The organism is Streptomyces sp. NPDC029151 (genome assembly GCF_055564315.1).
Window position 1 is genome coordinate 581,980 of the sequence record NZ_JBVHWQ010000005.1, and the last position, 13,399, is coordinate 595,378.

A 13,399-nucleotide genomic window follows, 5' to 3' on the forward strand; every position below is an offset into this window, starting at 1 on the left:
GGTCAAGCGCTCCCGCACCTTGACACGACTCCGGCCCGCTTCTCATGATCTGGGGCATCACTCCTCGACTAACACGAGTTAGGCACGTTCGGATGACCGACTCGCTCCTCTCCCGCCGCGCCCTGCTGCGGTACGGCGCCTACGGCGCGGGGGCCGCCGCGCTCGCCGGTACCGCCGCGAGCTGGGACCGGCTCACCGGGGCCGACATCCCGGGCCGCGACGACGGCTCGCTGGTCGTCGCGACCCTGGGGTCCGCGTTCGCCCCGGCCGGGGTCCGCGCCCTGGTCGACGGCTTCCGCCGGCTGCACCCCGACATCAAGGTCCGGATCAACGCGGTGCAGGCCGTGGACTGGTCGGACTTCTTCGCCAAGATCCTCACGCAGATCGCCGCGGGCACCGCGCCCGACCTGGTCTACGTGGCCACCGAGGGGGTGCAGTTGTTCGCCCGGCACCTGGGCGTCCCGCTGGACCGCTGGGTGCGCAGGGACGCGGCCGAACTGAAGGAGTACTTCGCCGACGTCCACCCCTCGCTGGTGGAGTCGATGATGTACGAGGGCAGCCTGTACCAGCTCCCGATCGAGTTCAACGCCGCCGACATGTACCTCAACACCGGGGTGCTGCGGCGCGCCGGCGCCGACTTCCCCGCCGCCGACTGGACGCGGGACGACTTCACCGCCCTGCTGCGCCGGATGAAGAAGGCGAGCGACTCCCACTTCACGCCGTACTTCTGGACCAACCGGCTGTGGGGCGGGGTGGTCCCCTGGCTGTTCGCGAACGGCACCAACCTGCTCGCGGAGTCCAAGGCACCGGGCGGCTCCTGGCTGTGGGACTCCTTCTACCCGGCGGACCGGCGCCGGGGCCGCGGCGGCGGCTTCCGCTGGACGACCCCGCAGGCCACGGACGACCTGGTGGTGGAGGCGTACGACTACCTCGCCGCCCTGGTCCACGACGGGCTGTGCACCCGGCCGGAGGGCGGCAACGGCCAGAACCTCATCGGGGTGTTCTCCACCGGCCGGGTCGGGGTCACCCCGGCCGGCGGTTTCTGGGCGGGCGGCCTCCATCTGGCCGGGATGCGCGCCGACGGCTTCGACGTGCAGTACTTCCCGCGCCGGCACACCCAGCGGCACCAGTTCGGCGCGGCCGGCTACGCACTGCTGCGCACCTCGAAGCAGCAGGACGCCGCCTGGGAGTTCATCAAGTACTCCGCGCGGCGGGAGACGCTGAGCGAGCTGTTCACCACCAACCAGACGACCCCGGCCCGCCGTTCGATGCTGACCGCGGACCGCTACCGGGAGACCGGTCCGGCGCGCTGGCGGGTCTTCTACGACACCCTCGACAGGTTTCCCGACACCGGGCCCGTCCCGGCGCCGCCGCAGGTCGCGGAGGTGACGCAGGTGCTGCTCAAGCACACCGGGACGGCACTGGCGAGCCCGGGCTCGGTGGGGCCCGCGCTGCGCCGGATGCAGGGGGATCTGGAGAAGGCGATGGAGCGTGACGCATGACGGACACCGGCACCCGGATTCCCGCCCTCCGGGCGCGGGCAGCGAGCCCCGGCGCCGCCGCGGTGCGGCCCTCGGCACGGGAACGGGGGACGAGGCTGCTCGCGGCCCTGTTCCTGGCGCCGACCGTGGTCGGGATCGTGGTCTTCACGGTCGTACCGATCGTCGGCTCGGTCGTGCTGAGCCTCTTCCACTGGAACGTGATCGACGCGCCCGCGTTCGCCGGAACGGCCAACTACCGGGAGGTCTTCGGCGATGCGACCGTTCTGGTCTCCCTCCGCAACACGCTCGTCTTCATGGTCTTCGCGGTCGCCGCGCAGCTCCTGATCGCGCTCACGCTCGCCCTGACGCTGAACGGCCGGATGCCGGCGTGGCTGCGGTCCGTCTTCCGGTCGGCGTTCTTCTTTCCGCTGGTGCTGTCCGCCGCGTCCATCTCGGTCGTGATGAAGTATCTGTTCAACCAGGACTTCGGCGTGGTCAACTGGCTGATCGGGCTGTTCGGTGTCGCTCCCGTGCCCTGGCTGACCTCCGAGCACGGCGCGATGGCCACGGTGGTCGTCGTGTACGTGTGGCAGCAGTTCGGGTTCTCGTTCCTGCTGTTCGTGGGCGGGCTGAACAACATCCCGAAGGAGATCCACGAGGCGGCCGCCCTCGACGGCGCGACCGGCCTGCGCAAGCACCTGACCGTCACCCTCCCGCTGCTCTCGCCCACCCTGCTGGTGGCGTCGGTGGTCGGCATCATCAACGCGCTCCAGGTGTTCGAGCAGCCGTACGTCCTCACCGACGGCGGGCCCGGCGACTCCACCCGCACCGTCGTGATGGTCATCTACGAGAGGGCGTTCGAGCAGCTGCGCTTCGGCGAGGCGTCCGCCGTGGGCGTGCTGCTCTTCGTGCTGATCATGGCGGTGACCGCCCTCCAGTTCCGGCTCGGCCGGCGTTTCGTCCACTACCAGTGAGCCGGGTGAGTCCCATGAGCCAACCGACCCTGTCCCTCGGCCGCGCCCGGCACACCCTCGGTCCGTGGGCGCGGATCGCCGGACTGACCGTCTGCGCGCTGCTGACCCTCGGCCCGGTCGTCTGGACCGTGTCCACCTCGCTGCGCACCCCCGCGGAGTCGTTCGACCTGCCGCCGCGGATCATCCCCGTGCATCCCGGCACCGCCGCCTATCACGGGGTCTTCGAACAGATCGACGTATGGCTCCTCGCGCTCAACTCCACCCTGGTGACCGCGTTGATCGCCCTCGGCCAGATGATCACCGCGGGACTCGCCGGGTACGCGTTCGCCCGGCTCGACTTCCGCCTCAAGAAGCCGCTGTTCGGTCTGGTCCTGGCGACCATGATGGTCCCCCTGCAGGTCACGATCGTTCCGGTGTTCCTGGTGCTGAAGTCGACGGGACTGACCGACACGCTGCTCGGTCTGATCGTTCCGGCGTTCCCGACCGCGTTCGGCACCTTCCTGATGCGCCAGTACTTCCTCGGTATGCCGAAGGACCTCGGCGAGGCGGCGATGCTGGACGGCGCCGGGCCCTGGCGCATCTTCCGGTCCGTGTACGCCCCGCTGGCCCGGCCGGGCCTGGCCATCGTCGGCGTGCTCGCCTTCAACTACCACTGGAACGAGTTCTTCCGCCCGCTGATCCTGGAGACCTCCGGCCAGAACTACACCCTGCCGCTGGGTCTGGTCTCCCTCCAGGGCAACCTCGGCACCGGTTCCGTCTCGGTGGTCCTCGCCGGTGTCGTCCTCTCCATGATCCCCGCCGTCGCCGTGTTCGTCGTCGGTCAGCGCCCTCTGCGCGAGGGCATCACCTCCGCAGGAGTCAACCGTTGAGCGCCACCGCTCCCGCCCCGGACCCGGCCGCCCCCCGCTTCCGGGTCCGCCCGCCCGCCAACTGGATCAACGACCCCAACGGCCCCTTCCTCTGGCGTGGCCGCCACCACCTCTTCTACCAGCACAACCCGGCCGCGCCGGTGCACGCCGACGTTCACTGGGGCCATGCCTCCAGCGCCGACCTCGTGCACTGGGAGCACCACCCCGTCGCCCTCACCCCCACACCCGGCGGCCCCGACGAGGCGGGCTGCTGGTCGGGCTGTGTGGTGGACGACGGCGGGGTGCCCACGGCGGTGTACACCGGGGTCGACCACGCCCACACCGGGCTCGGTACCGTCTGCCTGGCCCGTGCCGCCGACCCGGCCGACGACCGGCTTCTCTCCTGGCGGCCGCTGCCCGCCCCGGTGGTCGCGGGACCGCCGCCGGGACTCGGCGTGGTCATGTTCCGCGACCCGTTCGTCTTCCGGCACGCCGGCCGGCGCCTGGCTCTCGTCGGAGCCGGCCACGCCGACGGCACCCCGTCGGTCCTGCTCTACGACTGCGAGGAGCTGACCGACTGGCGGTTCGCGGGCGTTCTGCTCGACGGCCGTGATCCGGTCGCAGCCGGCGCGTTCGACGACGGGGCGGCCGGCTGGGAGTGCCCGCAGCTGTTCGCCACGTCCACCGGCGAACACGTCCTGGTGGTGTCCCTGTGGGACGGCGAGCCCCGCGGCACCGGATACCTCACGGGCCGGCTGGAAGCGGACCCGCGAGGAGGCTTGGGCTTCCTTCCCCGCACCGGCGGCCGGCTCGACCACGGCCGGGACTTCTACGCTCCCGCCGTCCGCCAGGAGCCCGGCCGGGCCCTGATGTGGGGCTGGTCGTGGGAGGCGCGGGACGAGGCGGCGGTGCTGGCGGCGGGCTGGGCGGGCACGCTCACCGCGCCCCGGGTCGTCGACGTCCACGCCGACGGCGCCCTGCGGCTCGTACCCGCCCCCGAGCTGCAACTCCTGCGCGCCGCCGAGCCGTTCGCGACCTCGCCGGGGCGGGCGGTGCCGCTTCCGCCGTCGTACGACCTGACCGTGACGGCGCGCGGCGGCGCCATGGTCACCCTGCTGCGGGCGGCGGACCGGGGCCGGACGCTGACGGTCCGGCTGAGCCCGGACACGGGCACCGTCGTCCTGGACCGCTCCGGCTGGCCCCGTGAGGGCGCCGGGGGCGCGGCTCCGGTCACGGTGAGCGTGCCGCCGGGCCCGTGCCTGTCCGTCCGGCTCCTGGTCGACGGCTCCCTGCTCGAACTGTTCGCGGCGGACCGCGCGACGGTGACCGAGCGGGTCTACCGTCGGCCGGACGACGTGGCGGAGCTGGTGGTCGAGGGGGACGCCGAGGTCAGCGCGTGGGAGCAGGTCCCACCGAGGCGCGGCTGACCACGGGGCAGGCCAGCCGTCGTACCGTGGCGGGCGGGGTGCGGCCGGTGTCGATGGCGTCGAGCAGCAGCCGGGCCGCGGCCTCGCCCATCGCCCGGTGCGGCAGTGCGACGGTGGTGAGGGCGGGAGTGAGGAAGGCGGCCATGTGTTCCTGGTCGTCGTAGCCGACCACCGACAGCTCGCCGGGTACGGCGATCCCGAGCCGGGTCGCGGCGTGCAGGACGCCTGCCGCGACCCGGTCGTTGTAGCAGAAGACGCCGGTGGGCCGCTGGTGCGGGGCGGTGCCGTCGAACAGCCGGACGGCTCCCTCGTGGCCGCCGGTGATCTCGCCGCCGGTGCGGACGACCCACTCCCTGGGCACGGTGACGCCCTCGGCGCGCAGCGCGTCCCGGAAGCCGCGCAGCCGCTCCACCGAGGCGATGTCGTCCTGCCCGCCGACCACGGCCAGCCTGCGGTGCCCGGCCTCCAGCAGCAGCCGCGCCGCGGTACGGCCGCCGGCCCGCTCGGCGGGGACGACGGCGGGCAGCGAGCCGTCCTCGGGCAGGCAGTTGGCGAGCACGGAGTGGGTGCGGTGCAGGCCCTCGGGGACACGGACCCGGCGCAGGGACATCGTCGCGTAGACGATGCCGTCCACGCGCCGGTCGAGGAGCTCGGCGACGGCCGCGTCCTCCTTGGCCGCGTCCCCGCCGGAGTCCACGGTGAGGACGAGGTGGTCGCGGTCCCAGGCGGTCTCCATGGCGCCGCGCAGCAGCCGTCCGGCGAACGGGGAGGAGGCGATCTCGTCGGTGACCAGCCCGATCACGGCCGTACGGCGGCGGCGCAGACCGCGGGCGACGGGGTCGGGCCGGTAGCCGAGCCGGGTGGCGGCCTGCCGGATGCGTTCCTGGGTGGCGGGCGAGAGGTTGCCCTCGGCGCGGCCGTTGAAGACGAAGGAGACGGCGGTGTGCGAGACCCCGGCGAGCCGGGCGACGTCCCGTGAGGTGGGCCGCCCGCCGCCCACCGCGTTGCCGTCCGCGCCGCCGCCCATGCCGTCCGCCGCCCTCTTCCCCTGCCCGTGCACGTTGATCGCCGCTCACCCTATCCGGGCCGGCACGGCCGGGGCCGGGGCGGTGGGCCACTGCTCCACCGGGGACGGGCAGGTGGCTGAACGGCCCGCCGCGCGGGTACCCGGGGCGCCTGGGACGGCGTACGGAGGGAAGGAGCCGGAGGTGGCGGCGGAGGACCGGCTGCGGACGTACCGCGGCAAGCGTGACTTCGAACGGACCCGTGAGCCGTCGGGGCGTGCGGCCCGGGCCGGGGACGGCGCGCCCCGGTTCGTGGTCCAGATCCACGACGCGCGAAGGATGCACTTCGACTTCCGGCTCCAGGTGGACGACGTCCTCAAGTCCTGGTCCGTGCCGAAGGGCCCGTCCGGCGACCCCGGGGACAAGCGGCTGGCGGTGCCGACCGAGGACCATCCGCTGGAGTACGAGGACTTCGAGGGTGTCATCCCCAAGGGCGAGTACGGCGGCGGCACCGTGATCGTGTGGGACCGCGGGACGTACGAGCCGCTCAGCCACGACCGCCGGGGGCGTCCGGTGGACTTCGCGGAGTCCCTGGAGCGCGGCCACGCCACCTTCCGGCTCCATGGCAGCAAGCTGCACGGCGAGTACGCCCTCACCCGCTTCCGGAGCGGCGCGGACGGGGAGGAGGCCTGGCTGCTGGTGCGCAAGGGGCCCGCCCGGGCGGAGGGGCACGGCACCCCGGATCCCCGCCGGGCCCGTTCGGTGCGGACCGGACGCACCCTGGCGCAGGTCGCCGCGGACGCCGGCGGGAGGTGACGCCCCTGGCGCGGGGCCGCGGCGCTCGCGGGTTCCCGGATCGCCGGATCCCGCCCCCGGGTCACGCCCGATGTGGACGTGATCCGGCCCGGCCGGCTGCCGGGTGCCGAACCCACGCCCCGCCCGCCGGCCGCTCCGCCCGCCCGGGGGCGACGTACGTGCCGCCGCACGGCGCGCCCTTCGCGAAGGACGCGCCGGACCCGGGCCGGGGTGCGCCTGCGCGTGATCAGCCCTCGGGCAGGGGCTGCTCGGCCCAGATGGTCTTGCCGCGGGCGGTCTGCCGGCTCCCCCATCGCTGGGTGAGCTGGGCGACGAGCAGCAGCCCGCGGCCGCCCTCGTCGTAGGCGTGCGCACGGCGCAGGTGCGGGGAGGTGGAGCTGGCGTCGGAGACCTCGCAGATGAGCGCGCGGTCGCGGATCAGGCGCAGCTGGATGGGCGGTGCGCCGTAGCGGATGGCGTTGGTGACGAGTTCGCTGACGACGAGTTCGGTGACGAAGGCGGTCTCCGCCAGTCCCCAGGCGGTCAGTCGCTCCGCGGCCGCCTGCCGGAGGACGGCGACCTGGGCGGGGTCGGGCGGGACGTCCCAGGTGGCGACCCGGTCGGCGCCGAGGGTCCGGGTGCGGGCGAGGAGCAGGGCGACGTCGTCGCCGGGCTGGTCGGGCAGGACGGCTTTCAGGACGTCGTCGGCGAGGGCGTCGAGGGAGGCGGCGGGTGCGGTGAGGGCGCGGCACAGGTCCTCGGTGGCGCCGTCGAGGTCCAGGTCGCGGTCCTCGATCAGGCCGTCGGTGTAGAGCGCGACGACCGAGCCCTCGGGCAGTTCGCGTTCCGTCGCCTCGAAGGGCAGGCCGCCGACGCCGAGGGGCGGGCCGGCGACCAGGGGGACGAGCTCGGCGGACGCTCCGGGCAGGACGACGGCCGGGGCGGGGTGACCGGCGGAGGCCGCGCACAGTCGGCGGGTGACCGGGTCGTAGACGGCGTACAGGCAGGTCGCTCCGAGTTCGGCGACCTCTTCGCCGCTGCCGTCGGCGGCGAGGTGGATGACCAGGTCGTCCAGGTGGGTGAGGAGTTCGTCGGGGGGCAGGTCGACGTCGGCGAGCGTGCGGACGGCCGTGCGCAGCCGGCCCATGGTGGCGGAGGACCGGATGCCGTGGCCCACCACGTCGCCGACGACCAGGGCGACCCGGCCGCCGGAGAGCGGGATGACGTCGAACCAGTCGCCGCCGATGCCGGCCAGCGATCCGCACGGCAGGTAGCGGTGGGCCACCTCGACCGCGGCCTGTGCGGGCAGGCCGCGCGGAAGCAGGCTGTGCTGGAGGGCGAGGGCGGTGGAGCGTTCGCGGCTGAAGCGGCGGGCGTTGTCGACGCAGACGGCGGCGCGACTGGCGAGTTCCTCGGCGAAGACGGCGTCGTCAGGGCCGTAGCCCTCCGGGTGGGCCATGCGGACGCAGACCGCGACGCCGAGGGTGGTGCCGCGGGCCCGGAGCGGCACCGCGATCACGGAGTGGGCGTCCCGCCGGAAGGGGCGGCCCTGCGGGGAACGCGCGTTGCGTTCTTCCAGCCACTCGACGAAGTCGGGTTCGCCGGCCTGGCCGAGTACCGCGTGGCCCTCGCGCAGGGCGCGGGCGGGCGGTGAGGCCGGCTGGTAGTAGTCGGTCTGGCCGAGGCGGACGGCCGCTCCCGGGTTGCCGGGGCGGGTGGAGCCGTGGGCGACCCGGCGCAGCGTGACTCCGCCCTTCGGGATCATCGGCGGCTCGTCGGCTCCCAGCACCCAGTCGAGCAGGTCGACGCTCGCGAAGTCGGCGTACTGCGGGACCAGGACGCCGATCAGTTCCTCGGCGGTGCGCACGACGTCCAGGGTGGTGCCGATGCGGGTCGCCGCCTCGTTGACCAGGGCGAGCCGGCGGCGGGCCCAGTACTGCTCGCCGCCGTCGAACGCGGCGACGGCGACGGCGACGGCGGTGGTGTCGCCGGAGTCGTCGCGCAGCGGCCACATCTCGATGCTCCGGGCGGGGTCCCGGTGGCCGGCGGGAGCGCCGGTGAGGCTCTCGTAGCGGACCGGGCGGCCGGTCTCGGCGACCATGCGCAGGTGCGCGAGGAATCCGCGGCTGTGCTCGGCGTCCTCGACGGTGTCGGGGTAGAACCGGCCGAGCAGCGCCTCCTCGGGGACGCCCATGACGCGGCAGGCGGCGTCGTTGACGCGCAGGTAGCGCTGCCGGAGGTCGAAGACGGACATGGAGACGGACGCCTGCTGGAAGGCCTGGTCTGTCAGGACGGCGCCGTAGGACACGGGGGGTGCGGTGAAGCCGGCGGAGGCGGCGGGTGCGGCGAGACCGGTGGAGGCGGCGGGTGTGACGGGTTCGTCGGAAAAGGCAGGTCCGGGAGGTGTGACGGGTTCGTCGGAAAAGGCAGGTCCGGGAGGTGTGACGGGTTCGTCGGATACGGCGGGTCCGGCGGTTACGACGGGTCCGGCAGGCGCGACCGGTACGGACGGTTCGGCGGATCCGCCAGGCCCCACCGGTACGGACGCGGCCGGCACGACAGGTTCGGCGGATCCGCCAGGCACCACGGGTACGGACGCGGCCGGTACGACAGGTTCGGCGGATCCGGCAGACGCCACGGGTCCGGCCGTGACGACGCAACCGGCGGGCCGGCCGTCGGCGCCGGTGAGCGGGCAGACGGTGAGGGGCAGCTCGACACGGTGACCGTCGCGGTGGCGCACGGCGACCGTACGCCCCCCGCCCAGCGGGCCGACCGGACCGTCCGGGCCGACCGGCTCAACCGGTGGAACCGGTTCTGCTGATCGGACCGGTCCGCTTCGGATGGCGAGGAGGTCGTCGGGGGCGTCCTCGGCGAGCAGGTCGCTCGCGTACCGGCCGACCACCTCGCCCGCCGGGTGGCCGGTGAGCAGCCGCGCGCCCTCGCTCCACCCGGTCACCCTGCCCTGCGCGTCGATGACCGCTGTGGCCGCGACTCTCGTCATATGTTCAAGGATGTTCCGATTGTCCCGGTGCATCAAGCGGCGGCGCGCTCCGTTTTCAGCCCCGGTGGGCACGCAGGGCGGCGAGGGCCCGGTCGGCGTGGGTGTTCATGCGCAGTTCGCTGCGGACGATCTCCAGGACGGTGCGGTCCTGGGCGATCACGAAGGTGACGCGCTTGGTCGGGGCGAGGGTGAAGCCGCGCCTGACACCGAACCGCTCGCGGACCGTGCCGTCGGGGTCGGAGAGCAGCGGCATGCCGAGCCGGTGCCGGTCGGCGAACTCCTGCTGCTTGCCGACGGTGTCCCCGCTGATCCCGACGGGTCGCGCGCCCACGGCGGCGAACTCGGCGGCGAGGTCGCGGAAGTGGCAGGCCTCGGCGGTACAGCCGGGGGTGAGGGCGGCGGGGTAGAAGAAGAGGACGACCGGGCCGTCGGCCAGCAGCTCGCCGAGCCGGCGGGTGGCGCCGGTCTCGTCGGGCAGGGCGAAGTCCTCGACGGTGTCGCCGACGGCGAGGGGCTCGGTCACGACCGCTCCTCCCCGTTCCGGGCCACTCCCCGCGCCCACAGCACCAGGGGCACCTGGAGGGGCAGCCGGGCCAGGGCGGCGGCCCTCAGCGGCGCCGGCCGTTCCCGCCAGTCCACGGCCATCTGGACGTTCGCCGGGAACACACCGACGAAGAAGGCGGCCGCCGCCTTCGCGGCCACGGCCCGGGTCCGGGGCGCCGCGATCCCGGCCGCGAGGGCCAGCTCGACGACCCCGCTGCCGTACGTCCAGGCCCTGGGCGAGCCCGGCAGCGCTCGGGGAATGATCGCGTCGAACTGCCGCGGGGCGGCGAAGTGGGCGACCCCCGCGGCTGCCAGCAGGCCGGCGAGCAGCAGGGGTGAGCGTTCGGACCGGGGCACGGTTCCTCCTCTGGATGGCCTGCCGCCGGATATTACTGGACGGTAGGCGCGGGGTGGCCGTGCGCGCCGGACCGGCACGGGACCCGGCGGGTGCGCACCGGTGACGCACCGCCGCGGGACCCGCCGAGCGGGCGGTTCGGCGGGCTGGCCGCCGATCGCCGCGACGGCCGCCTCGGCCGCGCACAGCCCTTGCAGGACCATGCGGCACTCCGTGAGGGGGTCCGCTTCCTCCACGGTCACCACCCGCCCCCGCGAACCGCGGTCGCGGATCCGTTCGACCAGCCCCCGCATCCCCGGAGCGATCAGCGCCGCCCGGGTGCCGGCCCGCGCCGCACCGACTTGCTCGGCGCGTTCGAAATGGGGGTGCTCCGGGGCGGACCCAGCGGCCGGAGCACGAGGGAGGCCCGCCCCCCGGGGCGGTCCCGGCCTTGCCCTCGCCTGGTGCCGAGGGCAACCTGGGGCTATGGGTGCTCCGGACGGGCCCACCCTCATCACCTCCGTTCAGCGGGCGTTCCGGTTGCTGGAGGCGGTGAGCGAGCACGAGAACGGCGCGCCGGCGAAACAGCTGGCGCGGGAGACGGGGCTGCCCCTGGCCACCGCCTACCACCTGCTGCGCACCCTGGTGCACGACGGCTACGTGCGGAAACTGGACGACGGCGGCTTCGTCCTGGGCGACCGGCTGAAGTCCCTGCACACCGCGGGCGGCATCCAGACGCTGCTCAGCCGGGTGCGTCCGACGCTGAACGCCCTGCGCGACGAGCTGTCCAGTGCCGCGTATCTCACGTTCTACGAGGACGGCGAGATCAGGGTCGCCGAGATCGTCGACGGCCCGCGCACCCCGCGGGTGGACCTCTGGGTGGGGTTCGAGGACGCCGGACACGCGACCGCGCTGGGCAAGACCGTGCTGCGGGAGCTGGCGGAGGACGCCCGCCGGGAGTACCTCTCCCGGCACCACCTCGCCGATCTCACCCCCCGGACGATCACCAGCGTCCCGGAGCTGCTCCGCAGGATCGATGCGCCCCCGCTGGCTCCGGCCGTCACGGATCTGGAGGAGTACGCGCTCGGCACCGTCTGCGTTGCGGTGCCCGTCTACCGCGGGGGCATCGTCGGCTCCCTGGGCGTCTCCCTGCCCGTAGAGCGCCGGGACCGCCTCCAGGAGATCCGGGCCCGTCTGCTGCCTGTCGCCGGCCGCGTCACCCGCAGCCTCTCGCTCACTATCTGAAAACCCGCTCCTTGTGGGGGTCCGCTCCCGGCCCGTTTCCTTGATGAAACGGACATTCCGGGTGTGCACCCCCTATACGCGAGGACTGCGGACGAGATCATGAGCGAGGCCCGACACGTTGGTGGCGACCCCGCGCCCACACGACTGCGCGGAATCCGTGTGACCGACCTCCGCGGCCCGGTCCGCCGGCGGCTGGGCGGGCAGTTGGCCGCGGGCACGCACGTCCTGCCGGTGCTGGTCGTCGCGGTGGTGGTCCTGGTCGACCTGACGGGCGGTGCGGGGATGGTCTGGCTTCCGCTGCTGGCGACCGCCCCCGCGCTGGCGGCCACCACCAACGGTCCGCTCGGTGTGCTCGGCGCCGGTCTCCTCGCCGCGGCGACGGGCGCGATGCTGGGTGTCGCGCACGGCGTCGCCGCCCACGACCTGACCGCCGTCCTGTCCGCCCTGCTGGCGGTCACCGCGGCGAGCGGCCTGGCCAGCGCGCTGCGCGGCCGCCGGGAGCGGGTCCTCGCGGCCGTCCGCTCGGTCGCCGAGGCCGCCCAGCAGGCCCTGCTCCAGCCCGTCCCGGAGACCGTAGGCCCGTTCCAGGTGGCCGTCCGCTACAGCGCCGCGGAGGCCGAGGCCCGCATCGGCGGCGATCTCTACGCCCTGGTCCCCACCCCGTACGGAGTCCGGCTGATCGTCGGCGACGTACGAGGAAAGGGGCTGCCCGCCGTCGGGACCGCCGCGCTGGTGCTCGGGGTGTTCCGCGAGGCCGCCCACGACGAGCCCGACCTGCTGGCGGTCGTCGGCCGGATCGAGCGGAGCCTGGCCCGCAACCTGGGCCCGGACGACTTCGTCACCGCCGTGGTCGCCGGCTGTCCCCGGTCGGGGCACCTGGAGATGGTCAACTGCGGACACGCGCCGCCGCTGCTGATATCGGCGTCCGGCGAGGTCGGGGCGGTGGAGACCGCCCGTCCCGCGCCGCCCCTCGGCCTGCGCGCCCTGTCGGGCCAGGCCCCGCGCCTGCAGCGCCTGCCCTTCGGGGCGGGCGACCAGCTGCTGCTGTACACCGACGGGGTCACCGAGGCCCGTAACGCCGCCCGGGAGTTCTATCCGCTGGCCGACGGGGTGGCCCGGCACGTGTGCGAGGAACCCGCCCGCACGCTCACCGCGCTCCACGACGAGCTGCTGGCGCATGTGGGCGGCCGGCTGCACGACGACGCCGCGCTGCTCCTGCTCCGGCGGAAGGCCGCGGAGGAGGCCGTCCTCGCGCCGCCGGGTGCCGGGAGCGCGTGTCACACCGCGGCCAGCTCCGCCCAGCGGGTGACCCCGCCGGAATGGAGCCGTATGCCGTGACGGGCCGCCAGGGCGTGGACGATCGACTCGCCCCGGCCGTGCTCGTCCGGATCGATACCACCGAGCGGCTGGCCCGCCGGACGCGCGGCCCCCGCGTCGGTCACCTCCACCCGAAGGACCCCGTCGCCCTCACCGCCGGTCCACGACACCCGCAGCTCGGCCGGCGGCCGAGCGTGGATGATCGCGTTGGTGGCCAGTTCCGACACCACGAGCAGCGCGTCCTCGACGACCGCCGGACACACCCTCCAGTCCGCGAGGACGGCCGCCACCCGTCGCCGTACGGCCGAGACCGCGCCGGCGGCGGGCGGCACCGGACACACGTGGTCGCGTGCCGCCCGGATCAGCGTGTTGAGCTGTGCCGCCATGTTCTCTCCCGATGGTCTGTGCTGCCCGGCGGTGGCGCTCGCGC

At 74.3% G+C, this 13,399-nt stretch carries 12 protein-coding genes and 2 pseudogenes; 7 read left to right on the forward strand and 7 right to left on the reverse strand.

Annotation, left to right across the window (positions count from 1 at the left end; genetic code table 11):
- Positions 1-92 precede the first annotated feature (92 nt).
- The 4 genes from ACZ4VF_RS22180 to ACZ4VF_RS22195 are packed head-to-tail and all read left to right on the forward strand — an operon-like array spanning position 93 to position 4,730.
- Entirely contained in the window at positions 93-1,502 is a 1,410-nt protein-coding gene (locus ACZ4VF_RS22180; protein WP_467927947.1) for an extracellular solute-binding protein, read from the forward strand.
- Entirely contained in the window at positions 1,499-2,455 is a 957-nt protein-coding gene (locus ACZ4VF_RS22185) for a carbohydrate ABC transporter permease (RefSeq protein WP_467927948.1), read from the forward strand. Before ACZ4VF_RS22180 ends, ACZ4VF_RS22185 begins: the two co-directional genes overlap by 4 nt.
- Before the next feature lie 14 nt (positions 2,456-2,469).
- Complete coding sequence (locus tag ACZ4VF_RS22190) at positions 2,470-3,324, forward strand: carbohydrate ABC transporter permease (RefSeq protein ID WP_467927950.1); 855 nt, start codon at positions 2,470-2,472, stop codon at positions 3,322-3,324.
- The gene (locus ACZ4VF_RS22195) at positions 3,321-4,730 is read left to right on the forward strand and encodes a glycoside hydrolase family 32 protein (protein WP_467927951.1); all 1,410 of its coding nucleotides are present in this window, start codon (positions 3,321-3,323) and stop codon (positions 4,728-4,730) included. The genes ACZ4VF_RS22190 and ACZ4VF_RS22195 overlap by 4 nt, the downstream gene beginning before the upstream one ends.
- On the opposite strand, the gene ACZ4VF_RS22200 is transcribed toward ACZ4VF_RS22195, so the two are convergent.
- A complete protein-coding gene (locus ACZ4VF_RS22200; protein WP_467928005.1) occupies positions 4,693-5,757 on the reverse strand; it encodes a LacI family DNA-binding transcriptional regulator in 1,065 nt (354 codons plus the stop codon). The two genes, ACZ4VF_RS22195 and ACZ4VF_RS22200, sit on opposite strands and share 38 nt — an antisense overlap.
- 181 nt (positions 5,758-5,938) lie before the next feature.
- On the opposite strand from ACZ4VF_RS22200, the gene ACZ4VF_RS22205 reads away from it, so the two are divergent.
- Positions 5,939-6,550, forward strand: a complete 612-nt coding sequence (locus ACZ4VF_RS22205; protein ID WP_467927952.1) for a DNA polymerase ligase N-terminal domain-containing protein — start codon at positions 5,939-5,941, stop codon at positions 6,548-6,550.
- 226 nt (positions 6,551-6,776) lie between these two features.
- On the opposite strand, the gene ACZ4VF_RS22210 is transcribed toward ACZ4VF_RS22205, so the two are convergent.
- From ACZ4VF_RS22210 to ACZ4VF_RS22230, 5 genes and pseudogenes are all read right to left on the reverse strand, one after another.
- Positions 6,777-8,837 carry an ATP-binding SpoIIE family protein phosphatase gene (locus ACZ4VF_RS22210; RefSeq protein ID WP_467928006.1) on the reverse strand — a complete coding sequence of 687 codons (2,061 nt, stop codon included), beginning with the start codon at positions 8,835-8,837 and terminating at the stop codon, positions 6,777-6,779.
- Between the two features lie 351 nt (positions 8,838-9,188).
- Positions 9,189-9,563 (reverse strand): annotated as a pseudogene (locus ACZ4VF_RS22215) (PAS domain-containing protein); the annotation flags it as partial.
- Between the two features lie 22 nt (positions 9,564-9,585).
- Positions 9,586-10,053 carry a peroxiredoxin gene (locus ACZ4VF_RS22220; RefSeq protein WP_467927954.1) on the reverse strand — a complete coding sequence of 156 codons (468 nt, stop codon included), beginning with the start codon at positions 10,051-10,053 and terminating at the stop codon, positions 9,586-9,588.
- On the reverse strand, positions 10,050-10,430 hold the full coding sequence (locus ACZ4VF_RS22225) for a DoxX family protein (RefSeq protein WP_467928008.1): 381 nt from the start codon (positions 10,428-10,430) through the stop codon (positions 10,050-10,052). The genes ACZ4VF_RS22220 and ACZ4VF_RS22225 overlap by 4 nt, the downstream gene beginning before the upstream one ends.
- A gap of 135 nt (positions 10,431-10,565) precedes the next feature.
- Positions 10,566-10,784: pseudogene (locus tag ACZ4VF_RS22230) on the reverse strand (GntR family transcriptional regulator); the annotation flags it as partial.
- A 109-nt stretch (positions 10,785-10,893) separates the two neighbouring features.
- Here ACZ4VF_RS22230 and ACZ4VF_RS22235 point away from each other — a divergent pair.
- Both ACZ4VF_RS22235 and ACZ4VF_RS22240 read left to right on the forward strand, forming a co-directional pair.
- Positions 10,894-11,652 (forward strand): IclR family transcriptional regulator, encoded by a 759-nt coding sequence (locus tag ACZ4VF_RS22235; RefSeq protein ID WP_467927955.1) that lies wholly within the window; start codon positions 10,894-10,896, stop codon positions 11,650-11,652.
- Between the two features lie 99 nt (positions 11,653-11,751).
- Positions 11,752-12,990 (forward strand): PP2C family protein-serine/threonine phosphatase, encoded by a 1,239-nt coding sequence (locus tag ACZ4VF_RS22240; protein ID WP_467927956.1) that lies wholly within the window; start codon positions 11,752-11,754, stop codon positions 12,988-12,990.
- Here the strand turns inward: ACZ4VF_RS22240 and ACZ4VF_RS22245 are convergent.
- Positions 12,930-13,355 carry an ATP-binding protein gene (locus ACZ4VF_RS22245; RefSeq protein ID WP_467927957.1) on the reverse strand — a complete coding sequence of 142 codons (426 nt, stop codon included), beginning with the start codon at positions 13,353-13,355 and terminating at the stop codon, positions 12,930-12,932. The two genes, ACZ4VF_RS22240 and ACZ4VF_RS22245, sit on opposite strands and share 61 nt — an antisense overlap.
- Positions 13,356-13,399 lie beyond the last annotated feature (44 nt).